Source organism: Christiangramia forsetii KT0803 (genome assembly GCF_000060345.1).
Lineage (GTDB): Bacteria > Bacteroidota > Bacteroidia > Flavobacteriales > Flavobacteriaceae > Christiangramia > Christiangramia forsetii.
The window spans coordinates 1,899,897-1,923,992 of the sequence record NC_008571.1; the positions used below are offsets into that span (position 1 = coordinate 1,899,897).

The 24,096-nt window shown below is 36.1% G+C and carries 23 protein-coding genes and 1 other RNA gene; 16 read left to right on the top strand and 8 right to left on the bottom strand.

Translation table 11 applies throughout. The annotated features are described in order from the left end of the window. Window positions 1-3: 3 nt before the first annotated feature. The 6 genes from GFO_RS08510 to GFO_RS08535 all read left to right on the top strand — a co-directional run bounded on the left by GFO_RS08510 (window position 4) and on the right by GFO_RS08535 (window position 7,381). Complete coding sequence (locus tag GFO_RS08510) at window positions 4-594, top strand: Maf-like protein (RefSeq protein ID WP_011709691.1); 591 nt, start codon at window positions 4-6, stop codon at window positions 592-594. A 23-nt stretch (window positions 595-617) separates the two neighbouring features. Next, window positions 618-1,502: a hypothetical protein gene (locus tag GFO_RS08515; RefSeq protein WP_011709692.1), complete on the top strand. Its 885-nt coding sequence runs from the start codon at window positions 618-620 to the stop codon at window positions 1,500-1,502. Beyond that, a complete protein-coding gene (locus tag GFO_RS08520; protein ID WP_011709693.1) occupies window positions 1,502-2,041 on the top strand; it encodes a mechanosensitive ion channel domain-containing protein in 540 nt (179 codons plus the stop codon). Before GFO_RS08515 ends, GFO_RS08520 begins: the two co-directional genes overlap by 1 nt. A gap of 73 nt (window positions 2,042-2,114) precedes the next feature. Then, window positions 2,115-4,604, top strand: a complete 2,490-nt coding sequence (locus GFO_RS08525) for a PIG-L family deacetylase (RefSeq protein ID WP_011709694.1) — start codon at window positions 2,115-2,117, stop codon at window positions 4,602-4,604. 108 nt (window positions 4,605-4,712) lie between these two features. Beyond that, window positions 4,713-6,416 carry a sodium:solute symporter family protein gene (locus tag GFO_RS08530; RefSeq protein ID WP_011709695.1) on the top strand — a complete coding sequence of 568 codons (1,704 nt, stop codon included), beginning with the start codon at window positions 4,713-4,715 and terminating at the stop codon, window positions 6,414-6,416. Further along, a complete protein-coding gene (locus GFO_RS08535) occupies window positions 6,413-7,381 on the top strand; it encodes a Gfo/Idh/MocA family protein (RefSeq protein WP_011709696.1) in 969 nt (322 codons plus the stop codon). Before GFO_RS08530 ends, GFO_RS08535 begins: the two co-directional genes overlap by 4 nt. Window positions 7,382-7,513: 132 nt before the next feature. On the opposite strand, the gene GFO_RS08540 is transcribed toward GFO_RS08535, so the two are convergent. Next, window positions 7,514-8,362: a DUF2911 domain-containing protein gene (locus GFO_RS08540; RefSeq protein ID WP_011709697.1), complete on the bottom strand. Its 849-nt coding sequence runs from the start codon at window positions 8,360-8,362 to the stop codon at window positions 7,514-7,516. 153 nt (window positions 8,363-8,515) lie between these two features. On the opposite strand from GFO_RS08540, the gene GFO_RS08545 reads away from it, so the two are divergent. From GFO_RS08545 to GFO_RS08555, 3 genes are read left to right on the top strand one after another with little or no spacing between them, the layout of a single operon-like run. After that, entirely contained in the window at window positions 8,516-9,025 is a 510-nt protein-coding gene (locus GFO_RS08545; RefSeq protein ID WP_011709698.1) for an SRPBCC family protein, read from the top strand. A 5-nt stretch (window positions 9,026-9,030) separates the two neighbouring features. Further along, a complete protein-coding gene (locus GFO_RS08550) occupies window positions 9,031-9,729 on the top strand; it encodes an SDR family NAD(P)-dependent oxidoreductase (protein ID WP_011709699.1) in 699 nt (232 codons plus the stop codon). Beyond that, a complete protein-coding gene (locus tag GFO_RS08555) occupies window positions 9,729-11,036 on the top strand; it encodes a cryptochrome/photolyase family protein (RefSeq protein ID WP_011709700.1) in 1,308 nt (435 codons plus the stop codon). The genes GFO_RS08550 and GFO_RS08555 overlap by 1 nt, the downstream gene beginning before the upstream one ends. On the opposite strand, the gene kdsB is transcribed toward GFO_RS08555, so the two are convergent. Then, a complete protein-coding gene (kdsB, locus tag GFO_RS08560) occupies window positions 11,033-11,779 on the bottom strand; it encodes a 3-deoxy-manno-octulosonate cytidylyltransferase (RefSeq protein ID WP_011709701.1) in 747 nt (248 codons plus the stop codon). The two genes, GFO_RS08555 and kdsB, sit on opposite strands and share 4 nt — an antisense overlap. 25 nt (window positions 11,780-11,804) lie before the next feature. After that, entirely contained in the window at window positions 11,805-13,241 is a 1,437-nt protein-coding gene (locus GFO_RS08565) for an ATP-dependent DNA helicase (protein ID WP_011709702.1), read from the bottom strand. Between the two features lie 124 nt (window positions 13,242-13,365). Here GFO_RS08565 and GFO_RS08570 point away from each other — a divergent pair, with 124 nt between their 5' ends. Genes GFO_RS08570 through GFO_RS08590 form a run of 5 tightly spaced genes read left to right on the top strand, consistent with a single transcriptional unit; the run spans window position 13,366 to window position 16,588 of the window. Beyond that, window positions 13,366-14,025 carry a hypothetical protein gene (locus tag GFO_RS08570; RefSeq protein ID WP_011709703.1) on the top strand — a complete coding sequence of 220 codons (660 nt, stop codon included), beginning with the start codon at window positions 13,366-13,368 and terminating at the stop codon, window positions 14,023-14,025. Continuing rightward, on the top strand, window positions 13,988-14,827 hold the full coding sequence (locus GFO_RS08575) for a DUF3822 family protein (RefSeq protein ID WP_011709704.1): 840 nt from the start codon (window positions 13,988-13,990) through the stop codon (window positions 14,825-14,827). The genes GFO_RS08570 and GFO_RS08575 overlap by 38 nt, the downstream gene beginning before the upstream one ends. Further along, window positions 14,827-15,360: an RsmD family RNA methyltransferase gene (locus tag GFO_RS08580; protein ID WP_011709705.1), complete on the top strand. Its 534-nt coding sequence runs from the start codon at window positions 14,827-14,829 to the stop codon at window positions 15,358-15,360. The genes GFO_RS08575 and GFO_RS08580 overlap by 1 nt, the downstream gene beginning before the upstream one ends. Window positions 15,361-15,376: 16 nt before the next feature. Beyond that, entirely contained in the window at window positions 15,377-15,757 is a 381-nt protein-coding gene (locus tag GFO_RS08585) for a hypothetical protein (protein ID WP_041250314.1), read from the top strand. A 6-nt stretch (window positions 15,758-15,763) separates the two neighbouring features. After that, the gene (locus GFO_RS08590) at window positions 15,764-16,588 is read left to right on the top strand and encodes a glycoside hydrolase family 16 protein (RefSeq protein ID WP_011709707.1); all 825 of its coding nucleotides are present in this window, start codon (window positions 15,764-15,766) and stop codon (window positions 16,586-16,588) included. Here GFO_RS08590 and rnpB read toward each other — a convergent pair. Further along, an RNA gene (rnpB, locus tag GFO_RS17400) (RNase P RNA component class A) lies at window positions 16,586-16,914 on the bottom strand. The genes GFO_RS08590 and rnpB overlap by 3 nt on opposite strands. A gap of 113 nt (window positions 16,915-17,027) precedes the next feature. Between rnpB and dnaX the strand changes: the two genes are divergently transcribed. Both dnaX and GFO_RS08600 read left to right on the top strand, forming a co-directional pair. Beyond that, window positions 17,028-18,989: a DNA polymerase III subunit gamma/tau gene (dnaX, locus tag GFO_RS08595; RefSeq protein WP_011709708.1), complete on the top strand. Its 1,962-nt coding sequence runs from the start codon at window positions 17,028-17,030 to the stop codon at window positions 18,987-18,989. 2 nt (window positions 18,990-18,991) lie between these two features. Beyond that, complete coding sequence (locus tag GFO_RS08600) at window positions 18,992-19,573, top strand: MiaE family protein (RefSeq protein WP_011709709.1); 582 nt, start codon at window positions 18,992-18,994, stop codon at window positions 19,571-19,573. Here GFO_RS08600 and GFO_RS08605 read toward each other — a convergent pair. The 4 genes from GFO_RS08605 to pdxH are packed head-to-tail and all read right to left on the bottom strand — an operon-like array spanning window position 19,570 to window position 23,716. Next, window positions 19,570-20,475 carry a Ppx/GppA phosphatase family protein gene (locus tag GFO_RS08605; protein WP_011709710.1) on the bottom strand — a complete coding sequence of 302 codons (906 nt, stop codon included), beginning with the start codon at window positions 20,473-20,475 and terminating at the stop codon, window positions 19,570-19,572. The two genes, GFO_RS08600 and GFO_RS08605, sit on opposite strands and share 4 nt — an antisense overlap. After that, a complete protein-coding gene (gene ppk1 / locus GFO_RS08610) occupies window positions 20,475-22,577 on the bottom strand; it encodes a polyphosphate kinase 1 (RefSeq protein ID WP_011709711.1) in 2,103 nt (700 codons plus the stop codon). The genes GFO_RS08605 and ppk1 overlap by 1 nt, the downstream gene beginning before the upstream one ends. A gap of 6 nt (window positions 22,578-22,583) precedes the next feature. After that, window positions 22,584-23,069: a SixA phosphatase family protein gene (locus GFO_RS08615; protein WP_011709712.1), complete on the bottom strand. Its 486-nt coding sequence runs from the start codon at window positions 23,067-23,069 to the stop codon at window positions 22,584-22,586. 2 nt (window positions 23,070-23,071) lie between these two features. Beyond that, the gene (gene pdxH, locus GFO_RS08620; RefSeq protein WP_011709713.1) at window positions 23,072-23,716 is read right to left on the bottom strand and encodes a pyridoxamine 5'-phosphate oxidase; all 645 of its coding nucleotides are present in this window, start codon (window positions 23,714-23,716) and stop codon (window positions 23,072-23,074) included. Window positions 23,717-24,096: the final 380 nt, after the last annotated feature.

Sequence of the window (24,096 nt, forward strand, 5' to 3'; positions counted from 1 at the left end):
TTTATGTTACAAGAATTACTGAAAAACCATGAGATCATCCTGGCTTCGGGATCGCCCAGAAGACAAAAGTTTTTTCAGGATCTGGAAATCCCTGTGAAAATAGATGTCCGACCGGTAGATGAAGTGTTTTCAGAACATCTAAAAAAAGAGGAAATAACAGATTTTCTTTCAGTCCTTAAGTCGGAAGTTTTCCTGAATGACCTCAAAGAAAATCAAATATTGATCACCAGCGACACCATTGTTTATAATGAGGCTAAGGCGCTGGGAAAACCAAAAGACCATGCAGAAGCGGTAAAAATGATTAGTTCTCTTTCCGGAAAAAATCACGAAGTGATTACTTCAGTATGTTTTACTTCTAAAAATTATCAAAAAGTCCTTAATCATAGTACCAGGGTTTATTTTTCAGAGTTAACCGAAAAAGAAATCGAATATTATGTCACCAATTTTAAACCGTTTGATAAGGCCGGCGGATATGCTATCCAGGAGTGGATTGGTCTCATTGGTATCAAAAAAATAGAAGGCAGTTATTTTAATGTGGTAGGACTTCCGACGCATGAAGTTTATAAAACTCTCAAGGAAATGCTTAACTCCTGAAATTTGTAACTTTAAGAAAAAATATGATTCGGTTAGTCAATATTTGCCTTTTTGCTACACTCTGTTTTTCCTGCGAAAATCCTGAAGAAAAACATGATTTGCAACTCTCTAATGAATTTAAAGATTACTGGTATTCGGGAGAGGCAGAAATCACTTCTTATAATCTGGAACAGGCCAGATATGGTGAAATAAGAGAAGGTGAAGCGGTTCTAATTTATGTTACCGAAGATTTTCTTCCGCAAGAACAGGTGAAAACCTGGAATAAAAACGAGAAAAATATTTCGGTTTTAAAATTAAACTCCACCAAAAATTTCCTTACAGGTATTTATCCTTACAGTATTATGCAAAGCAGTTTCTTTCCATTAAATGGAGAAACGCATGCACTTAAAATTTCAGCTTCTGTACAGGAATGGTGCGGGCAGGCCTATACGCAACTTAACAATCGTGAAAATTTCAATATTTCCAGTCATTCTTATTTTGAGGGAGAGGCAGATAAACAAATGGAAATTGAAAAGATTCCTCTGGAGAATGAAATATGGAATCAACTTAGAATAACACCTGATCAACTGCCAACCGGTAACTTTAAAATGCTTCCTTCTTTCGAATATTTGCGGCTTAGTCATAAGCCTTTCAAAGCCTACTCTGTAATGGGAGAATATTATACTGTAGACGAACTTGATGTGTATCAGCTAACGTATCCAGAACTAAAAAGGGAACTGAAAATTTATTTTAGCAGAAAATTTCCTTTTAGTATTGAAAAATGGGAAGAATCCTATCCTTCAGGTTTTGGAGAAAATGCAGAAATTCTAACTACAAAAGCGGTCAAAAAACAGCGTATAAAAAGTGATTACTGGAATAAAAATTCGAATAAAAATCTACCTTTACGTGATAAACTGGATTTAAGATAATGTACGAAATACTCATCAACTATCGCGAACAATTAATGTACTCACTTGCAGTACTTATACTTTTAACGATCATCCAGTTCGTTTTAAAAAAGGCAGCGAATAAGGTTGGTAAAAGAAGTGAGATAAATATCACACGAACAAGACTAATGTTCAAGTACATCAATATCCTGCTTCTTCTAATAGCCACATTCCTGCTTTCCTTTGCCTGGGGTGTTGGATTATCTGAACTAGCGCTAATATTTTCTTCAACATTTGCTGTGATAGGGGTGGCACTTTTTGCCATCTGGTCTATTCTTAGCAATATTACTTCAGGAATTATCATGTTCTTCTCCTTCCCTTATAAGATTGGTGATACCATTAAAATTCATGATAAAGACATTCCCATTGAAGCCGAAATTGAAGATATCAAGGCGTTTCATTTACATCTTAGAACAGCAGATGGCGAATTGATCACTTACCCTAACAACCTGATCCTGCAAAAAGCAGTTTCTCTTATCGAAGTTGAAAGAAGACATGATGATGGTAAAGAAGCGCTCTAAATTCTAAAAGAAGCCGAAAATATTCATTCAGTAGCTTTGAAAGTTTTTATATTTGGTGAAACCCATAATTTCCATGCGAAAATTAATTCTTGTACTATTTCTTCTTAGTTTCTGCATTAGTGGAGCACAAGCTCCTGAAAAATGGAGTTCTTCTGAAATTTACAATCATATAAAAAAGCTTAATTTTCTAGGTTCAGTTCTTTATATCGCGGCACATCCCGATGATGAAAACACCAGGCTTATCTCCTATTTCTCCAATGAGAAAAATGCGCGAACTGCCTATTTATCCTTAACCAGAGGTGATGGTGGGCAAAACCTTATTGGGCCAGAATTAAGGGAACAACTTGGTTTAATAAGGACACAGGAATTACTTGCCGCCAGAAGAATTGATGGCGGACAACAGTTTTTCACCCGGGCTAATGACTTTGGATATTCCAAAACTCCCGCAGAAACGCTGGAGATCTGGAATAAAGATGAAGTGTTGAGTGATGTGGTTTGGATCATTAGAAAATTCAGACCCGATGTGATCATAAATAGATTTGATCACCGCACGCCAGGCAGTACGCATGGACATCATACTTCCTCTGCCATGCTAAGCTTTGAAGCTTTTGATATGGCGGGTAAAAAAGATGCCTACCCATCTCATTTAGACTATTTAGAGGTCTACCAGCCAAAACGCTTATTTTTTAATACTTCTCCCTGGTTTTATGGAGGTGATGAAGCCTTTAAGGAAGCTGATAAATCTAATTTTTTAAGCTTTGACACTGGAACTTATTTCCCTACTCGAGGTTTATCTAATCCTGAGATCGCATCTTTAAGCAGGAGCCAACACCGTTCACAAGGCTTTGGCAGCACTGGTAGTCGTGGCAAGCAAATGGAATATATTGAGCTACTAAAAGGAGATTTACCTTCGAAAGATGCTGGCATCTTTGGCGGAATTAATACTTCATGGAATCGTGTTCCAGGTGGTGAAGCAATAGGAAACATTCTGAAAGAAGTTGAAGAAAATTTCAATTTTGAAAAACCCTCACAGCATATCCCGCAATTATTGAAAGCTTATAAGCTTATTCAAAATCTGAAAGATGCACATTGGAAAGAGATAAAAACCGAAGAAATTAAGGAAATTATCTATGCATCTTCTGGTTTGTACCTGGAAGCAGTTGCTCAAAAAGCATTTACAACGCCTTCAGAAGAATTACCAGTGAGATTAGAGGCTATCAATAGAAGTAGCGAAAATATACAGTTAAGCTCGGTTGAGTTAACTCCAAATAATTCCAAAATAACACCTCAGGTAAAACTCGCAAACAATGAAGGCTGGGATGGTGATATAAATTTCAAAATCCCTGAGTCTGCTGAGTTTACTACACCGTATTGGCTGGAAGAAAAAGGAACAATGGGCGTGTACGCTGTAAATGACCAGAATTTAATAGGACTACCAGAAACTCCTTTACGTACAAAAGCAACTTTTAAGATTAATTTTAATGGAACAGAAATAGATTTTCACCAACCTGTAGTTTATAAATATAACGATGAGGTTTATGGAGAAACTTATAAAAACTTCGAAATAATTCCTGCGGTTACTGTTAGTTTCAATGAAGAGGTATTAATCTTCAATAATTCTGAACCGAGAGAAGTTATTGTTCAGGTGACCGCTAACAAAGCAAATATTAAGGGTGAATTACTTTTGATGGCTGATAAAAACTGGAAAATCGAACCGGTAAAAACCAATTTTTCAATTGCTCAATCTGGAGGAAACGCAAACCTGGTTTTCAAAATCACACCTCCCAAAACTCAAAATGAAACTAATCTTACCCCTGAAGCTATTGTAAATGGCAAGATTTATATTGAAAAGCTTATTCAAATAAATTACGATCATTTTCCTAATCAAAACCTTATCATACCAGCAGGTTTAAAACTGGTTAAACTTGATATAAAAAAGAAAGGCCAGAATATCGCTTACATAGAAGGCGCCGGAGATGTGATACCAGAAAGTCTCGAGCAAATCGGGTATAATGTCACAAAAATTTCACCTTATTCAATTTCAGATAATTCGCTTAAGAAATTTGATGCCGTAGTGGTAGGTATAAGAGCCTACAATATTGTTGAGGAATTAAAATACAAGCAGTCCGTTCTTTTGGAATATGTAAAAAAGGGCGGGACAATGATCGTTCAATATAATACTAATCGAGGCTTACTTTTAGATAATATAGCGCCTTATAACTTAGAAATTTCCAGAGACAGGGTTACCAATGAAAATGCGGAAGTGACTTTTCTGTCTCCTGAACATCCGGTTCTAAATTCTCCCAATAAACTAACCAAAGACGATTTCAAAGGATGGGTACAGGAACGTGGCCTCTACTTTCCTGATAATTGGGATGAAAATTTTACTCCTATTTTAAGTATGCATGATGAGAGTGAAAGCCCTAAGAATGGTAGTCTTTTGGTAGCGCAGTATGGCGATGGATATTATATTTATACGGGAATCAGTTTTTTCAGGCAGTTTCCGGAAGCAGTTCCGGGCGCTTTCAGGTTGTTTGCAAATTTAATTTCAATAGGTAAATAATGGATACACCCGAAAAATACCATTGGAAAAAAAGCTACAGCCTTGTCCTAATTGCCAATGCAATTTACGTTCTGGCGTTTTATTTAATAATGAATTACTTCGCCTGATATGCAATTAATAGACTGGATAATCCTTACTGGAACGATTGCCTTTATTGTATGGTATGGGGTTTATAAATCTCGCGGAAGTAAAAATGTAGAAGATTATATTGGAGGTGGTAAAAATGCCAAATGGTGGACAATCGGTCTATCGGTGATGGCCACTCAGGCAAGTGCAATCACCTTTCTTTCCACACCCGGCCAGGCATTTCACGATGGAATGGGATTCGTACAATTCTACTTTGGATTACCCATCGCGATGGTAATTATTTGTATGGTCTTTATTCCCATTTACCACAGGCTTAAAGTCTATACTGCTTATGAATATCTGGAGTCCAGATTTGATAGAAAAACCAGAACCTTAACTGCAATCTTATTCCTAATACAAAGAGGACTGGCGGCAGGAATTACCATTTTTGCACCTGCGATTGTTCTTTCAGCAGTATTAGGCTGGAATCTCACCTATCTAACAATTATTATTGGAGCTCTGGTAATCATATATACCGTTTCAGGAGGGACTAAAGCGGTTAGTGTCACCCATAAACAGCAAATGGCCGTGATTTTTACGGGTATGGTAGTTGCTTTTTTTATTATTCTAAGTTACTTACCAGATTCTGTTGGCTTTACCGATGCACTCGCAATTGCAGGAACCGGAGGCAAGATGGATATCTTAGATTATTCTTTCGATTTTGAGAATCGTTATACCTTATGGAGCGGACTTATTGGAGGAAGCTTTCTTGCTCTCTCCTACTTTGGTACAGATCAAAGCCAGGTGCAAAGATATCTTTCTGGAGCTTCCGTTCGGGAAAGTCAGATGGGAATGATCTTTAACGGACTATTAAAAGTGCCACTCCAGTTTTTCATTTTATTGGTTGGAGTCATGGTATTCGTTTTCTATCAATTTAATACTGCTCCTTTAAATTTTAATCCTGCAGCAACAGAAACTGTTTTAAATTCTAATTATGCCGAGCAGTATAAAGATCTAATGCTTGAGCATGAAGAAATTCAGTTAGAGAAACAAAGTCTTGGTTTAAATTATGCCGAGAATAAATCTCAAATGAATGAAGCTGAAATTGCAAATTTTGAGAAAGAATATACGAGGCTGGATAAAGAACAAAATGAAATAAGGGAAGAATCAAAAATATTCATAGATGCTTCAGATGTAGAGGCGGAAAGTAATGACAAGGATTATGTCTTTATCCATTTTATTCTGAATAATCTTCCCAAAGGTTTTATAGGACTTTTACTGGCGGTTATCCTATCTGCTGCGATGTCTTCAACAGCTTCAGAATTAAATGCCCTGGCTTCCACTACAGTTATTGATCTCTACAAAAGAAATCATAAGGAAGCTAAGAGCGAAGAACATTATCTCGCTGCATCTAAGTGGTTCACTTTGATGTGGGGTGTTATCGCTATTGCTTTCGCAAGCCTTGCAGATCTGTTTGACAATCTCATTCAGCTGGTAAATATTATAGGAAGTATTTTCTACGGAAATGTTCTTGGAATATTCTTACTAGCTTTCTTTATTAAATCTGTAAAAAGCAACGCCGTTTTTATCGCCGCAATTATTACCCAGGCAATCGTGCTTTTAGTTTTTGAACTTGATCTTATGCCTTACTTATGGCTCAATGTACTCGGTTGTCTATTAGTGATATCCCTGGCTTTGATATTACAGGTTATTAAACCGGATAATTCTGAATTAAGCAAAACATGAAGAAGATAAAATGGGGAATCATCGGACTGGGAAAAATCGCTAATAAATTTGCCGAAGATCTCAAATCTGTGAGTAATGCTGAATTATATGCGGTAGCCAGCAGAGAAATTGAAAAAGCGAATGATTTTTCAAAAGTTCATAATTCAGAAATGGCCTATGGTTCCTACGAAGAATTGATGAACGATGAGAATGTGGACGTAATTTATATTGCTACTCCACATGTTTTTCATCATCAGCTAACTTTGAAATGCATTAACCATGGAAAGGCGGTTCTTTGCGAAAAACCTTTTGCCATGAATCTTCAGGAAGCTGAAGAAATGATTACGCTTTCCAGACAGAAAAAAGTCTTCTTAATGGAAGCTCTCTGGACTAGATTTCTACCACATTTTCAATATGTACGTGAAAGAATAAATTCAGGGGAATTTGGAAAAGTAAAGTCTGTAAAAGCTGATTTCGGATTTCCAGCCGAATTTGACAAAAACAAAAGGCTTTTTAATAAATCACTTGGAGGAGGTAGTTTATTAGACATTGGGATCTATCCCGTTTTTCTGGCCTATAGCATATTGGGAAAACCAGAGAATATTAAGGCTTCAGCAGAATTTACCGAAACCGGTGTTGATTCAGCATGTAATATGAAATTTAATTATGCTGATGGTGTGGAAGCAGATCTATTTTCAACATTTCAAGAAAAAACACCTACTACCGCTGAAATTCTGCTTGAAAAAGGAAAGATAATACTCAATTCACGCTTTCATGAACCGACCACGATTACTGTTATTTCCGAAGGAAAAGAAGTAATAAAAGATTTTGGAGTACATACTACCGGATACAATTTTGAAGCAGCACATGTGACCGAAATGTATCAAAAAGGAAGAATTGAAAGTGATATTTGGAGTCATACCCAGACTACAGATCTTATGACTTTGCTCGACTCTATTCGTGAAGAAATAGGATTGAAATACTAAATAAAAAAAGGTTTTCTAAAGTCTTAAATCGTCAAGCTGAATTTATTTCAGCTTCTCATGAGATCCTGAAACAAGTTCAGGATGACGTAACAGATCCTAGAAAACCTTTCTGTATAAAAGTAGTTTCAGGAATTATTTACTTCCTCCCCACTCTGCAATAGATTCTTTGTTCATTTTCACGTAATCGGCATTATTAGCTTTTTCAGCGGAAGCCATAGACTTCTTTGCTGTAGCTATCGCCTCTTGCTTTTTACCCATTTCAGCTTCTATCAAAGACTTTCTTCTTAACATCCAAAATGCCTGATCTCCGGCCATTTCAGAAGCTTTAGAAACCCATTTATAAGCTTTGTCAAGATCTTTTCCTGCTTCATGGTAATAAGTTCCAGCAGCAAAATAATCGTTCGCAGTAGGGCCATTCATTACTTTATCAATACTAGCCATTGCTTTCGTTTCAGTTGGAACTTCCATTTTCAACATAGCGACAGTATTTTCCCATATAAAATTCAGAGCTGCTGAATCATTTTTAAGATCATCAATAACAATAGTAAAAGTTTCCATGTTCATTGGCATCTCCATGGTCTCGGCAGTAGCTTTTAGAGCCACTTTACTATCATCCCATTCTTGTGGTACTCCCCAGTTGTCTGTAGAAGAATAAAACATTACTTCCCAGGAATCTCTCTGAGGCTTCGTGTAAATAGAGTAAGAACCTTTTTTTAGTTCTTTCCCATTGATCTTGATATCGTCACTAAAGGTGATTTTGGTATTTGCATTCGCTCCGGTTCTCCATACTTCTCCGAAAGGAACCAGGTCACCAAAAATAGTTCTGCCTCTCATACCAGGTCTTGAATACTCTACGGTCACATCTGTAAGTCCAACTTTTTGTTCGATCTTCCCAAAGGGACTAGGCTGCGGAGACTCAATTTGAGCATTTACAGAAAATGTAAGGCAAAAAATGACTGCCAGTGATAGTAATTTTTTCATTTGATTATAGTTTTAGTTCGGGTAAATATACTAAGAAGCTTTATCTCTATTGGAAACTATTTACTAAAGCATTTAATCAATTTAAATTTTGTTTAACTATTATATTTTTATTTTAAACAAAACTAAACGTAGCTTTACTAGAAATTAGATAAAATGAAGCTTTATACCCTGCAAAGTGTTCAGAAGTTACCAATAAGTCCGCAAAAAGCATGGGACTTTCTGTCCGATCCTAAAAATTTAAAAACGATCACTCCAGATTATATGGGTTTTGATATTTTGTCTGGAGCAGACAGACAAATGTTCGAGGGTCAAATAATTCAATACATCGTAACCCCTATTGCAGGTATTAAAACAAAATGGATTACAGAAATTACCCATGTGAAAGAAGGCGAATATTTTGTGGATGAGCAAAGGTTTGGGCCTTATGCCCTTTGGCATCACAAGCACTTTATAAAACCTGTTGAAGGTGGTGTGGAAATGGAAGATATAATAGATTACAAATTACCCTTTGGAATCCTTGGGCAATTAGCGCATCCCATACTGGTAAAGTCCAAGCTAAAGGAAATTTTCGATTATCGAAAAAAGAAATTAACTGAACTATTTGGGGAGTTTCAGGAAGAATCTAAAAATTCGCAAACCCTTAAACAGGACATTTTAAATTAATAGAAATGAAAAAGAATATTTTATTGATAGGAGGTTCCACCGGAATTGGATATCAAATAGCAGAACTTTTAAATCAGAATAATAATATTATAATAGCTTCTAGAAATAAAGGCAAGTTAGACACCAATAAAATCACTCATTTAGAATTCGATGTTTTGAAAGATGATATTTCAGAATTAGATCTGCCAGATACTATAGACGGTATGGTGTATTGTCCCGGAAGCATCGACCTCAAGCCCTTTAAAATGATGAAACCTGAGAGTTTCGAAAAAGAAATGGATCTTAATTTCTTCGGATTGGTTAGATGTGTCCATGGTGTACTTGATAAACTAAAAAATTCAGATCAGGCAAGCCTGGTATTTTTTAGTACGGTTGCAGTGAAAGTAGGAATGCCTTTTCATACAAGTGTTGCGGCTGCAAAAGGAGCCATTGAAGGATTTGCAAAATCCATGGCAGCAGAATATGCTCCCAATTTTAGAGTAAACGTCATCGCACCTTCATTGACCGACACGCCTTTAGCTGAAAAGCTTTTATCAAACGATGATAAAAGAAATAAAATGGATCAAAGACATCCGTTAAAACGGGTTGGAGAACCTAAAGACATAGCCAATCTGGCTGCTTTCTTATTAAGTGAGAACAGCTCCTGGATCACCGGTCAGGTTCTTGGAGTAGATGGAGGTCTATCAACGATAAACAGCAATTAATGAGTAAAAAAGTAAATATATTTTGGTTTAGAAGAGATCTCAGACTTGATGACAATGCCGGATTAAAAGCAGCGCTCCAAGGCGATTTACCAGTATTACCTATTTTCATATTTGATCATGAAATACTGGAAAAACTACCCGAAGATGATGCTCGGGTAACTTTCATTTTTGAAGAACTTCAAGAAATGCGGAGTACACTTCAAGAGGATCATGGAAGTTCCATTGCTATTTTTTATAGAACACCGGAAAAAGTTTTCAAGAACTTAATTTCAGATTACGAAATTGAAAAGGTCTTTACGAATCGTGATTATGAGCCTTATGCTAAAGAGCGAGATCAAAAGATTGCTAAGATTTTGTCTGGTAATGATATTGAATTTGAAGATTTTAAAGATCAGGTAATATTTGAAAAAGATGAAGTTGTAAAAAAAGATGGAGATCCTTATGTGGTATATACTCCCTATAAAAATTTATGGAGGGAGAAATTCAGTAAGATAGACCTTGATTTCCATTACACCACAAGGTATATGGATAATTTTTATCAAAACAGCCGACTTCCAAATTTGAGCCTGGCAGATATTGGATTTAAAAAATCTTCTTTAAAAGTTCCTGATTATAAGGTCACCCCCGGTTTAATAAAAGATTATAAAGATAAGCGTGATTATCCCGCCGTAGAGGGGACTTCAAGATTAGGACCTCACTTAAGATTTGGAACGGTGAGCGTTAGGCAAATGATTAGAGATGCAGATGAGGAGAGTAATAAGACTTTTCTGGATGAATTGGTGTGGCGGGAATTTTTTATGCAAATACTCTTCCATTTTCCGGATACGGTAACAGAAGCTTTTAAAAAGAAATACGACAGAATTGAATGGAGAAACAATAAAGATGAGTTTGAGCTATGGAAACAGGGTAAAACCGGTTATCCACTTGTCGATGCGGGGATGAGACAATTAAATGAATCTGGGTTTATGCATAATAGAATAAGAATGCTCGTAGGTTCTTTTCTTTGTAAACACTTATTAATAGACTGGCGTTGGGGCGAAGCTTATTTTGCTGAAAAATTACTGGATTACGAAATGTCTTCGAATGTCGGAAACTGGCAATGGGTTGCCGGTAGCGGCGTGGATGCGGCTCCCTATTTCAGAATTTTCAATCCTACCACACAAATTGAAAAATTCGATAAGGATAAAGAATACATAAAGGAGTGGGTTCCAGAATTTGGAACCGACGACTATCCTGAAAAAATGGTAGATCACAAAGAAGCCAGAGAAAGAGCTTTAAAAACCTATAAGGAAGCTGTTAGTAATTAACTCAACAGTTTCCTGGCTTTTTCAAGGTCTTCCGGAGTATCTATACCTACGCTTTTCACACTGGTTTCTACCATCTTGATCTTTTTACCGTATTCAAGATAGCGTATACATTCAATTTTTTCCGCAGCTTCCAGGTGTAACATGGGCAAGCGGTAAAAATCCATTAGTGCAGATTTTCTAAATGCGTAAATACCAATATGTTTGTAGTATGTGACATTTGCAGAAGTATCCCTGCGATACGGAATTGGAAATCTTGAAAAATAAAGGGCAAAATCATCTTTCCCGGTGATTACCTTTACATTATTAGGGTTGGTAATATCATCGCTATCTTTCAATGGTGTTTTTAAAGATGTAAGATCTATTTCTTCTGCTCCTTCCTGTTCAAAAACCTTCAGGAGTTTCGCAAGGCTATTTTTATCTATAAATGGCTCATCCCCCTGAACGTTTACAACTATATCCACGTCCATATTTTCAACAGCTTCAGCGATACGGTCACTCCCACATTCATGCTCCTTTTTACTCCTTATTACCTGTCCGCCTTCATTCACTATTTCATCAAAAATCTTATTGCTATCTGTAACGACATAGACTTCATCAAAAAGTTCTGTATTTACCGCAGCTTCATACGTACGGGCAATCACTGTCTTACCATTTAGGTCTTTCATTAATTTACCTGGAAATCTGGAAGCTTTGTAACGGGCTGGGATCATCGCAACAATCCGATTTTTAGAAGGCTCTTTCATTTAATATTTTCAGTAAAAGTAATAATTAGTTAGCAGCGAAAAAATCATCTCCAAAACCAATGAGATATAATTTATCCTGTGCCCTGGTCATCGCAGTATAAAGCCACCTTAAATACTCTTTTCCAACACCATTTGGCAGGTAAGGTTGCTCAATAAACACATTCTTCCATTGCCCACCCTGTGATTTATGACAGGTGATAGCGTAAGAGAATTTTATTTGAAGAGCATTAAAGTATTTATTATTCTTAATGTTCATAAACTGTTTATACTTAGATCGTTCATTGGCATAATCTTTTTTCACCTCTTCATATAACTTATTTGATTCTTCATAACTAAGGGACGGAGTATTGCTGGTTAACGTATCCAGCATGATCACCGTTTCAAAAGGCCGCATCTTTGGATAATCTACCATCTGTACCTGAACTTCTGCAAATCGAAACCCATAAAGTTCTTTAAATCCGAAGATCTCTAAAACTTTTACTATATCTCCATTGGCAATAAAACCTGCTTCACTGGTAGGTTTCACCCAGAAATAGTTATTCTTGACTACCATTAAATAATCACCGGCAGAAAGTTCTTCTTCCTGAAAAAGGATCCTGGACCTAATTTGCTGATTATACATATTTGCCCGCTTATTAGAACGAACAATGATACTGGTATCCTCATAACCGTCTGAACTGTAGCAATCCTGAATAGCATCCATAATTTCATAGCCATCAGTCAATCGAATTACATCTTTATTTTCTGAAAGCTCAAACTTAAAACTTTCGTAAAATTCTTCCTGTAGGCTTTCTCTAATTAATGTGGCATTATGCAAAATATCGCTCTCTTCACTTTGCCTGACTACTTCGTCAAGCTCAATAAAAGTAACTTCCTTATTATAATTTAATTCCAGCTTTTGTTCTTCCAGCGCAGGACTTAAATCCATCTTTACAGGTGGTAACTGTGCGGTATCACCAATAAGAATTAACTGGCAATTATGACCCTGATAGACATATTGAATGAGATCATCCAGTAAAGAACCGTTTTCAAATAATTTGGAATTCCCCCCATCATCAGAAATCATGGAAGCTTCATCTACTATAAACAGGGTGTTTTTATGCTTATTGGGTTGAAGTGTAAACTGTACTCCTCCTCCACTCGACTTCTTCGGAAAATAGATTTTCTTATGAATAGTAAAGGCTTCTTTTTTAGAATAATTGGAGATCACTTTTGCCGCACGTCCTGTTGGTGCCAGCAAAACCCCTGATTTTCTTATTTTCCAAAGATTTTTAACCAACGTACTGATGATCGTTGTTTTACCTGTTCCGGCAAATCCTCTCAAAAGAAAAAGTCTGTCTTTTCCACCATTAACAACAAATTCAGACAACATCTGTAAAGCTACATCCTGTTTATCTGTTGCTGTAAATCCAAGATCTTCAACTAACAATTTAAAAAATGAATCCGGAGTAGTTTTTTCCATAGAAAGTGCATAAAATATCAAAGATAAGAATGGATTTTTATGGCAGAAACTTTTACGAATAAAAAAAAGTTGTAGATTTGCGTGTAACCAATAACCTTCAAATTAAAACATAAACTATTAAAGCATGAGATTTGTAATACAGATACTTCTTTGGTTGGTGATTATCTTCCTGGCATATCTTACTTTCAACGCGGTTTACGAACCGATTCAATTTAACAAGGTTAAAGAGAAAAGATACACCAAGGTCATCAAAAACCTTAAAGACATTAGAAACGCAGAATTAGCGCACCAAGAGGTGACCGGACAGTTCCAGGGAGATTGGGACAAACTGGTAAGATTTGTTGATACTGCCGAATTTGCTATTACTCAACGTCGTGATACTACCTTACTTGATGAGGAATATAAGAAGACTTACGGTGTAGATCAATATATAGAAAAAGTGATTGTTGATACGCTTGGATTCGTTCCAGTTAAAGATTCTTTATTTAAAGGGAATGAGGAGAGATATCGTACTATGATGAATGTGCCAATTGATGGTGTAGATGCAAAGTTCGAACTTGAAGCTGGAACAATTACTAAGGGAGACAACAAAATCCCCGTGTTCGAGGCGAAAGTTGCCAAGGCAGTAGTACTTTCAGATCAGGATAAAACTTTAATTCTTCAGGAAAATGAAGTGCAATCTGTTGATGACGTTAATGGCCGTTATATAAGTGTTGGTTCTATGACCGAAGTTAGCACGAGTGGTAATGGGTTTGACCGATATGGAGGAGATAAAGACAATTAGAGAAAATACAAACTATAAGAAATTGTCCATTCAGGTTAGCTTGAATGGACTTTCTTTTTGTATCCTAAATCAGCAGGATAACAAAATTATATATTTCAAGAAAATTCAGTTTGAAAAACAACTGGATCCTATTAAAGTACTCTCGAAAATTGAGATTACCTATGAACAGGAAGAATCTCTAAAACAACCGGTGGATGAAGTGATTCTTTTATTCTCCAGTAGCCTGTTTACTCTTGTTCCCGAGGAATTATTTGATGAAGATAATGCCGCCAGCTACCTTAAGTTTAATACTAAGATTCTTAAAACCGACTTTATAGCCTTTGACAAAATCAATAGCGAAATCGTAAATATTTACATTCCTTATGCGAATATCATTAATTACTTTTTTGATAAATACGGGGAGTTTGAATATCGGCATAGTTTAAGTGTACTTATTGAATCTTTATTGGGCCTGGAAAATAAGAAGCTTAAGCCCCAGGTTTATTTACATTCACACTTAAATTCTTATGAGTTAATAGTGATTGAAAACGGAAAACTGATCTTTGCCAATAGTTTTGAATATGATACTAAGGAAGATTTTCTTTATTACCTCTTATTCACTGCAGAACAGTTAAATCTAGATCCACATGAATTTGAGCTCATTTTATTTGGTGAGATCTCGAAAGATTCTGAAGAGTACAAAATCGCCTGGAACTATATTAAGAATATTTCATTTATGAGGCCATTTCATTCATTTCAGTTTGAGACGAAAAGTAAACCAACACAAGAACTTTCAGAGTATCTTTTAATAAAGTCATTATAATGCGTATTATCTCAGGAACTCATAAAGGAAGAAGGATCACTGCACCTTCAAAATTACCGGTAAGACCTACTACCGATGTTGCCAAGGAGGCACTTTTCAATATTCTGAATAATTACTACCATATTCCAGAGCTTAGCATTGTAGATCTTTTTTCCGGAACCGGGAACATCGCTTACGAATTTGGAGCAAGGGGTGCTGAAAATATTACTGCTGTTGATGCCAACTTCGACTGTGTGAAATTTATTAAAAAGACTTCAGCTGAACTTGCACTCCCCATTATCACTATTAAAAGTGATGTTTTTAAATATTTGGAGAAAGCCCCGGTAAAAGCAGATATTATATTTGCAGATCCTCCTTACAATTTTGAAGATGAAAAATTCGCTAAAATTACTGAGTTAGTTTTTAAGCATGATATGTTGCATGAAGACGGACAATTGATTATTGAACATTCTAAACACACCGATCTTTCAAAACTTGAAAATTTCAAGGAAAGTCGTAAATATGGAAGTTCCGTTTTTAGTTTCTTTGAATAATTACTTATCTTCAACTATGACCAAATCTACAAAGACATTAGAGCTTAGCTTTACCAGGCTGGATTTTTACGATTCCATAGTTATCTCCACGGTAAAAGAAGATGTACTTTTCGAAAAAGAACATATTAGTGAATTGAGGTCCATTTGTGCTAAACACTTTAACGAAGGTAAATTTATATATATCGCAAACAGGAAGCACAATTATAACGTGAATCCTATTATCTATATAGATTTAATAAAGACTAATACTTTACAAGGAGTTGGCGTTATTAGTGAAAATATAGATAAACTTAAAACTGCTAATTTTGAAAAGCAGTTTTCTCCCGTTCCGTTCGAATTATTTCAAAATAAGGAAGAGGCAATAGTCTGGGCAAATAGAGTTCTAAAGTCGAACTAACTTCCGATGAAAAAAATTTCAGCATTTTCAATTCTCACTATCTTATTTATTCAAATGCTGCATTCTCAAAATTATAAATTGATCTGGAATGAGGAATTTAATTATTCCGGAAAACCTGATGCTGAAAAATGGAATTACGAAACCGGATTTATTAGAAATCTCGAGGAACAGATCTATACTAAAAGAAAAAAAAATCTTAGAATTAAAAATGGGAAGCTGGAAATCATTGCCCGGAAAGAAAAAATCAAGAATAAAAGGTTTGATCCTGAAGTACAAAACTACCGTATAAATACCGAATTCGCAGAATATACTTCCGGAAGTATCAACACCAAAGATAAATTCGAATTTAAGTATGGTCGTGTAGAGGTAAGAGCAAAACTTCCAAAGGGACAGGGCGTCTGGCCGGCAATCTGGATGTTAGGAGCTAATTTCGAAGAGATTGAATATCCCTATGCCGGGGAGATTGATATTATGGAACATGTTGGTAAGGTTCCAGATGAAATTCATGCTACCGTTCATTATCCCTGGGATAATCCGCAGGGAATTACATCTAATGGCGGAACCCGGTTATTAGATAATCCTTCCGAAAAATTTCATGTGTACTCGGTTAGCTGGACCGATGAAAAGATCGAATTCTTAATTGACAATTCTGTATATCACAGTTTTGATATTGATCAAGCCGGAGAAAAGACCAATCCTTTTAGAAAGCCTTTCTATTTAATCCTTAACCTGGCACTTGGAGGAAACTGGGCGGGAGAAGTAAATCCCGAAATTTTCCCCCAGAAGTTTATTATTGATTATGTAAGAGTTTACAAGAAAATTGAAGAATAAAAAAGCAGGCCTGTAAGCCGGATTCTGTCACCCGATAATTGATCGGGCTCCTTATCATTTATCTGAAATTAGCGTTGCCACTAATTTTTAGCTGCCTACCCTCCGGCAACGGACGGGCGATCCTTAGATGCCGGTTTACATGGCATTGCACCGCATAGAGTTTACCTGGTTTCACTACAGCTTAACCTGTACATTCTTTCTGTTGCACTTGTCCTAATCTCACGACCGATGGGCGTTACCCATTATGCTACCCTATGGTGTCCGGACTTTCCTCTCCGATCCCGATAGCTATCGGGAAATGTCGGAACGATAAGGCGGCCTGCTTGCCGCAAATGTAAGTGATTTTATGTTGATTTCTTCCGGTATTTGTTCATAAATAAGCCTCCTTTCACAAGAGTTTAGCCCTGTGATTTTTATATTTGTAGTTCAATTCTTTTTGATGGAGCATTTCGTAGTATCGGCAAGAAAATACAGGCCACAAACCTTTAAGGATGTCGTTGGCCAGCAGGCTATCACAAATACCCTGGCAAATGCCATAAATAATAACCACCTGGCTCAGGCATTATTATTTACGGGACCTCGTGGGGTTGGTAAAACTACCTGCGCTCGTATTCTTGCAAAAATGATCAATCAGAAGGAAACGCAGGATCCCAATGAGGATTTCGCATTCAATATTTTTGAACTGGATGCCGCCTCTAATAACTCTGTAGATGATATTCGAAATTTAATCGATCAGGTTAGAATTCCTCCGCAAGTTGGGAATTACAAGGTCTATATTATTGATGAGGTGCATATGTTATCTGCATCGGCTTTCAATGCATTTTTGAAAACACTGGAAGAGCCACCAAAACATGCTATTTTCATCCTGGCAACTACAGAAAAGCATAAGATTATCCCAACGATACTCTCCCGTTGTCAGATTTTCGATTTCAAAAGAATTACCGTTACCGATGCAAAAAATTACCTAGCCCATATCGCTGAACAGGAAGGCGTAAATGCGGAAGATGACGCCTTACATATTATTGCCCAGAAAGCAGATGGCGCCATGCGTGATGCTCTTTCCATCTATGATAGAGTTGTTAGTTTTAGTGGAAATGATCTTACAAGGCAGGCAGTTACAGAAAACTTAAATGTTCTGGACTACGATACCTATATGGAGGTAACCGACCTTGTTCTTGAAAATAATATTCCACAATTACTGGTCAAATTCAATGATATTTTATCCAGCGGTTTCGACGGACATCATTTTATAGCCGGTCTTGCATCCCATTTCAGAGATCTGTTAGTTTGCAAAGATCAAAAAACAATTATTCTTCTAGAGGTTGGAGAACAAACAAAAGCCAAATATTTCGAGCAGTCCCAAAAAGCTTCACATCAGTTTTTATTTGAAGCTATAGAGCTTGCTAATTCCTGTGATCTCAAATATAAGAGCAGTCATAATCAAAGATTGCTGGTAGAGCTTTGCATGATGCAACTTGCTTCTATCACCTTTGATTCAGAAAAAAAAAAGTCTGACCGGAAAATAATTCCAGCTTCAAATTTTGAACAGGAAGCAGTAAGCATTCCTTCTGAAAAAAAAGAACTTGTTAGAGAAAATGAACATGATATTTCTTCTCCTTCAGAAGAAAGTTCAATTCCCAAACCTAAAGTTGCCACTGAAACCTGCGCAAAAGAAAATGAAGAGCCTTATTATTCAGAAGAAAGTCCTGCAGAAATAAATTCCGTAGGAGAAATACCTGAAGAAGCTGAAATTCAGAAAAAAACTGAAATCAGTGATTTTACTGAAAATGAAGCTCAAAAAACAGGTGAAGAAGATTCAGAAAAACCAAAAACTTCTAATTCTGAAATTGTAAATCAGGACGATAAGGATGCCTTCGAGACTGCTGCAGAAGAACCTTCAAAAGAAACCCAACCTGCAAAAAAAGCTTTTCCTGATATTAAAAGGGAAAAGGTCTCTGGCCTCTCCATTAAAAGTATTGGCAGGAAAAAAGAACTTGCTGAGCAGCAAAAGGCGATGATGCCTGTAGAGGAAGTGATGGATGATGATTTTAATGAAGAAGATCTTGTTAAACAGTGGAAAAATTACACCGAAAAATTAAAGAGAAAAGGAGAAAAAATACTTGCTTCTATTTTTGAATCGCAGATTCCAACTCTGGAAGATAGGAACATTCATCTTACTTTCCCAAATGAGACCATGAAACTGGATCTCGAAAGAGAAGAAAACAGGTTGATGACCTATTTAAAAGCTCATTTACGAAACACGCATATTAGCCTTATTATTCATGTAGATGAAGCCACTTCCAGAAAATATGCTTTTACTCCACAGGAGAAATATGAAAAGCTAAAAGAGGCAAACCCGCTACTTGATAAATTAAGGGCAACATTTGATTTAGACGTTTAATTATGTTAGGACTAAAATTACCAACAGATCCCAGATGGGCCGATATCGCAGAAAAAAATATTGAAGATATACTTGTAGACCATGCATACTGCGAACAGAAAGCAGCGTCTACGGCAATTTCTTTGATTGTAACGTATCCAGAATATTCTGAATTGGTCACAGCCATGACCGCCCTCGCCAGGGAAGAAATGGGACATTTTAAGATGGTGCATGATCGTCTTCTTAAAATGGGATTCAGCATGGGTTGGGATAGAAAAGATGAATATGTATTAAAACTACGTGAGTTCTTCCCTAAAGGGGGAAGCAGAAGCACCCAATTAGTTCACCGTCTTCTTATTGCGGGATTAATAGAAGCAAGAAGTTGCGAGCGATTCAGACTACTTTCTGAGGAACTTGAGGATAAGGAGCTGGCTAAATTTTACCGTGATCTTATGGTAAGTGAAGCGAATCACTATACCATGTTTTTGAAATTTGCGAGGCAGTATGGTGACCGGGAAACTGTAGATAAAAAATGGCAGGACCTTTTAGAGTTCGAGGGCGCTATCATGAAAGACTTGGGTGAAAATGAAAGTATTCACGGCTAGGTCTTTTTCCTAGATCTAGTATCATTATAAAGTGACTTGATAATCCCATCTGCCAGACCAATCTTTGGCACATAGATCCAATTAGCTCTAGCCCACTTCATAGAGTTTACATATATTTTAGAAGCAGGAATAATCACATCTGCCCTGTCATTTTTAAGATCAAGCTCTGTGATTCTTTCTTCATATGTATGGGAATTTAATTTTTCGTCATAGTCCTTTAAATATTTTAAACTTAAAGGCTTCCCCTCTTTTTTACCGCTCGTTTTGAAAATATTATTTATATTTCCTCCTGAGCCTATAAGGTCTATATCATCATATTCCCTGGTAGTTTCCTTCACCCATTGCTGCATCTCTTCCCAGGTCTTGTGTTCTACAAGATCTTCCATCATTCTTACCGTTCCCACTTTGAAGGATTTTGAGGTAACAGTTTTTCCATTGCTATACATCGTGTATTCCGTACTCCCACCACCTACATCTACATATAAATAATTACAGTCATTTTGAATAAGCGCATGCAAATCTGTAGCCGCAATAATTGCCGCTTCATGACTTCCATCTATAATTTCAATTTCAATTCCTGATTTTTCCTTTATAATATCGGCAATTTCAGCTCCATTTTTTGCTTCCCTCATCGCTGATGTTGCACAGGCTTTATATTTTTCTACTCCATGTGACTTCATAATTAATTTAAAAGCATGCATGGTATCGATCATTCTTGTGGTGTTTTTTTCAGAAACTTTTTGTTTTAAGAAGACATCTGCACCCAATCTAATTGGCACTCTTACCAGTGAAGTCTTTCTAAAGTTTGTTTCCTTGCCTTCTTTTTCGGTAATGGTAGACACTAATAGTCTTACGGCATTAGAACCAATATCAATCGCTGCGTATGTTTTTTGATTTATCATTACTCGTTAATGTCAATTTTTTTTAAATAATAATCATATAAGGCAAACTGAGATCTTACCTTCGGGCCTGTACTTTTACGGTATGGATTTTCCATGCCGCGACAATGATTTCTTGCTTTCACATTATCCTTCCAGCTTATATCGAAAGTCTCAATGAGTTCCTGTTTAATATCTTTATCGTAAATAGGACATGAAATTTCTACTCGCTGATCCAGGTTTCTTGTCATAAAATCTGCGGAAGATATATAAACCCGTGGATCTTGTTTATTGTCAAATATAAAGACTCGAGGATGCTCCAGGAATTTATCTACAATACTAATAGCTTCAATATTCTCGCTTAGTCCTTCAACTCCTGGAATCAAACAGCATATGCCGCGCACAAGTAATTTAACTTTAACACCTGCTTTGCTTGCCATATAAAGCTTATCAATTACACCGTTATCTGAAAGACTATTCAGTTTTAGACGAATACCAGCAGGCTTTCCATTTTTAGCATTATCAATCTCATTCTGAATCAAATTATAAATGGTATTCCTGGTATAATGCGGAGATACAATAAGATGCTTGTATTTATTTACCTTATAGTTCGTTTCAAAAAAGTCGAAAACCAGGTTCACTTCTTTCAAAATTGAAGCATCTGCGGTGAATAAAGTATAATCGGTATATAAACGGGACGTATTCTCATTGAAATTCCCTGTACTTATAAAACCATATTTCTTTAATTTACCTTCTTCCTCCCTTTCTATTATACAGGTTTTACAGTGAACCTTAAGTCCCGGCACTCCAAAAATTAGCTTCACGCCTTCTTCCTGCATCTGTTCTGCATACCGGATATTGGCAACTTCATCAAAACGGGCTCTAAGCTCAATTTGAACGGTAACCTTTTTTCCGTTCTTTACGGCATTTATAAGGGAACTGGCAATATGAGATATCTTTGCCAGTCTATAAATAGTGATTTTTATAGTTTTTACCTTAGGATCCAAAGCGGCTTCCCGAAGAAACTTTACCACGTAGGCAAAACTCTGATAGGGTGTATATAAAAGATAATCTTTTTCTGCAATTCCTTTTAGTACACTTGTTTGCAGAATTAAACCGGGAATAGGCAAAGGCTCTCTCACTTCATATTGAAGGTCTCCCCTTCCCAAGCTTGGAAAATCCATATAATCCCGACGATTATGATATCTACCACCGGGAATAATACTATCTGTAGATTCAATTCCCATTTTATTCATAAGATACGTGAGGGTATCAGTATCTATATTCTTATCATAAACGAATCTTACGGGATCTCCTTTGATTCTGTCTTTTACACTATCTGAAATTTTATCAATAAAGCTTTTACTCAAATCACTATCCAGGTCCAATCCCGCATCTCTGGTAATTTTGATCATGTGAGCGGAAAGACTTTCATATTTAAAAATATTGAAGATAGTATTGAGATTATAACGTATAAGATCATCCAATAAAATTATATACTGCTTTCCATTTTCTTCTGGCAGCACTACAAAACGTTCTATATTCTTCGGAATCTCGATTAGAACGTACCTCTTTTCTTTTGTTGATTTATTTAGAATTTTTGAAATACCCTGAGCAGGCTCGGTTTCATCTGTCATTACCATTTTTACTGCTAAATATGCAGCACTATCCTTTAATGATGGCATCTCGGGAAGATCGTTCAGAATTATGGTCACTAAGGCTGGGCTTACTTTGCTAAGAAAAAAGTTCTTAATAAAGTCCTGTTGATTTCTGGTTACCTGATCCTCTTTAATTATATGAATATCGTGATCCCTCAATTTTGTTTGAATATCCTCTAATATTTTGAGGCTTTCAGACTGTTGATCTATCACTATCTTTGTAATTTCCTCTAAAAGTTTGCTCGCTTTTATTCCTCCAAGCACCTTTTTCCCAGCTTTCCCTGCAAGGTCTATACGTTTTACCGTAGCATAACGTACTTTAAAAAATTCGTCGAGATTGTTTGAAAAAATTCCAAGAAATCTAAGCCTTTCTATCAATGGTACAGTCTCATCAGCCGCTTCCTGTAAAACCCTGGCATTAAAAGATAACCAGCTCAACTCTCTGTTTATATAACGTTTTTCAGCCATAAAAGCTTATCGTAAGTTTTTGGGAAATAAGGTTAAGATCGTTTTTCCATTTCGCAAATCTTCCCAGGAGTCTTCTTCAAAATCTATCACACATAATCCTGTTGTAGGAAGGTTTTCAATTTTTTTATCTCCCAGGGAATTTACCAGAATGGTCATGGCTGGATTATGACCAAAAACAATAAGTTTACCAATTTTATCTGAAGAAGATTTTATTACCGATAAAAGATCATTTTGATTGAAAGTATACAGTTCTTCCAGAACTTTAAAGTCCTGTTCTGGTACATTCAAAGCTTCTTTAAATAATTTTGCCGTTTCGTGTGCCCTTACAGCATAGCTGGTTCTAAAGGAAGCGCCGGATTCATAAAAATGCTTAAAGGCATTAATAACAATTTTTGCATCATTATATGCCCTTTTCTTTAAAGGTCTCTTGTGATCTGGAAGATTATTATTCCATGAGGATTTTCCATGCCTAACTAAAATCAATCTTTTCATAATTATGGTGCTAATCTTTCAATTTTCCAATTATCATCTTTTTTTGTAAACAAGATCCTATCATGTAAACGGCTTGCCCTACCCTGCCAGAATTCAAAAGCAACTGGCTTGAATAAAAATCCACCCCATTCTTTAGGCTTTGGAATTTCCTTTTTAAGATATTTTTGCTCTAGTTTTGTTAACCTCTCTTCAAGATACTCTCTTGAAGGAATTACCGAACTCTGGTTTGAAGCATGAGCCCCTAGCTGACTACCTCGCGGTCTGGAATGAAAATATTCTTCGGACTTTTTACTACTAACTTTTACGACCTCACCTTGTATAATGATCTGTTTTTCGAGAGAAGGCCAAAAAAAAGAAATACAACACTTTGGATTTTCATCGAGATCTCTTCCTTTTACAGAATCGTAATTAGTGTAAAAATATAAGCCATCTGGATCAAAACTTTTTAATAAAACTACCCTGGTTTTTGGCATCAAATCTTTACCAACCGTAGAAATACTCATAGCATTTGCTTCTTCAACATTCTTGGAATTATCGGCTAAATTAAACCAGGATTCGAATAATATATACGGATCGTCTGGAATATCCCGTTCCAGTAATTCTCCTTTTTCGTATGATCTTCGATAATTTGCTAAGTCCTTTTCCATTTTTTGAAGGATAGTTTAATGCAATTTACAAGTTTATTAAACAAGGCTGAAATCTTTTTATTCTAATTAAAGATGCTTTAGGGTTTGCAGCAAATATTTTCGTTGAAGCGCAATTATTTTCATAAATATTAGTACAGAAACAACTCTCAATGAACCATAAATAGGACTACATAAATACAATCCTTAATCACTTAAAAAACAACTATTTAAACAGCTGTTTTCATTCACTATTTAAGGGTTTTCCCTTATAAATTTTAATTGATTCCTACAAAATTCCTACAATTTACAGCAGTTATAATGTATTATATTCAGTCTCAAAAATCATTTTAAGTGTCTTTTAACGAATTTATTCCACGTTATATCTAAAAATCAAAATATCC

What these genes read in the sequence shown, in the direction of transcription:
- GFO_RS08615 (WP_011709712.1), bottom strand. Translation starts at nt 23,069, where the DNA reads ATGAAAAGATTGATTTTAGTTAGGCATGGAAAATCCTCATGGAATAAT.
- GFO_RS08590 (WP_011709707.1), top strand. Translation starts at nt 15,764, where the DNA reads ATGAAAAAAATTTCAGCATTTTCAATTCTCACTATCTTATTTATTCAA.
- GFO_RS08585 (WP_041250314.1), top strand. Translation starts at nt 15,377, where the DNA reads ATGACCAAATCTACAAAGACATTAGAGCTTAGCTTTACCAGGCTGGAT.
- GFO_RS08545 (WP_011709698.1), top strand. Translation starts at nt 8,516, where the DNA reads ATGAAGCTTTATACCCTGCAAAGTGTTCAGAAGTTACCAATAAGTCCG.
- ppk1 (WP_011709711.1), bottom strand. Translation starts at nt 22,577, where the DNA reads ATGGCTGAAAAACGTTATATAAACAGAGAGTTGAGCTGGTTATCTTTT.
- GFO_RS08600 (WP_011709709.1), top strand. Translation starts at nt 18,992, where the DNA reads ATGTTAGGACTAAAATTACCAACAGATCCCAGATGGGCCGATATCGCA.
- GFO_RS08530 (WP_011709695.1), top strand. Translation starts at nt 4,713, where the DNA reads ATGCAATTAATAGACTGGATAATCCTTACTGGAACGATTGCCTTTATT.
- GFO_RS08570 (WP_011709703.1), top strand. Translation starts at nt 13,366, where the DNA reads ATGAGATTTGTAATACAGATACTTCTTTGGTTGGTGATTATCTTCCTG.
- kdsB (WP_011709701.1), bottom strand. Translation starts at nt 11,779, where the DNA reads ATGAAAGAGCCTTCTAAAAATCGGATTGTTGCGATGATCCCAGCCCGT.
- GFO_RS08525 (WP_011709694.1), top strand. Translation starts at nt 2,115, where the DNA reads ATGCGAAAATTAATTCTTGTACTATTTCTTCTTAGTTTCTGCATTAGT.
- GFO_RS08555 (WP_011709700.1), top strand. Translation starts at nt 9,729, where the DNA reads ATGAGTAAAAAAGTAAATATATTTTGGTTTAGAAGAGATCTCAGACTT.
- GFO_RS08520 (WP_011709693.1), top strand. Translation starts at nt 1,502, where the DNA reads ATGTACGAAATACTCATCAACTATCGCGAACAATTAATGTACTCACTT.
- GFO_RS08535 (WP_011709696.1), top strand. Translation starts at nt 6,413, where the DNA reads ATGAAGAAGATAAAATGGGGAATCATCGGACTGGGAAAAATCGCTAAT.
- GFO_RS08565 (WP_011709702.1), bottom strand. Translation starts at nt 13,241, where the DNA reads ATGGAAAAAACTACTCCGGATTCATTTTTTAAATTGTTAGTTGAAGAT.
- dnaX (WP_011709708.1), top strand. Translation starts at nt 17,028, where the DNA reads ATGGAGCATTTCGTAGTATCGGCAAGAAAATACAGGCCACAAACCTTT.
- GFO_RS08550 (WP_011709699.1), top strand. Translation starts at nt 9,031, where the DNA reads ATGAAAAAGAATATTTTATTGATAGGAGGTTCCACCGGAATTGGATAT.
- GFO_RS08510 (WP_011709691.1), top strand. Translation starts at nt 4, where the DNA reads ATGTTACAAGAATTACTGAAAAACCATGAGATCATCCTGGCTTCGGGA.
- GFO_RS08575 (WP_011709704.1), top strand. Translation starts at nt 13,988, where the DNA reads ATGGGTTTGACCGATATGGAGGAGATAAAGACAATTAGAGAAAATACA.
- GFO_RS08515 (WP_011709692.1), top strand. Translation starts at nt 618, where the DNA reads ATGATTCGGTTAGTCAATATTTGCCTTTTTGCTACACTCTGTTTTTCC.
- pdxH (WP_011709713.1), bottom strand. Translation starts at nt 23,716, where the DNA reads ATGGAAAAGGACTTAGCAAATTATCGAAGATCATACGAAAAAGGAGAA.
- GFO_RS08605 (WP_011709710.1), bottom strand. Translation starts at nt 20,475, where the DNA reads ATGATAAATCAAAAAACATACGCAGCGATTGATATTGGTTCTAATGCC.
- GFO_RS08540 (WP_011709697.1), bottom strand. Translation starts at nt 8,362, where the DNA reads ATGAAAAAATTACTATCACTGGCAGTCATTTTTTGCCTTACATTTTCT.
- GFO_RS08580 (WP_011709705.1), top strand. Translation starts at nt 14,827, where the DNA reads ATGCGTATTATCTCAGGAACTCATAAAGGAAGAAGGATCACTGCACCT.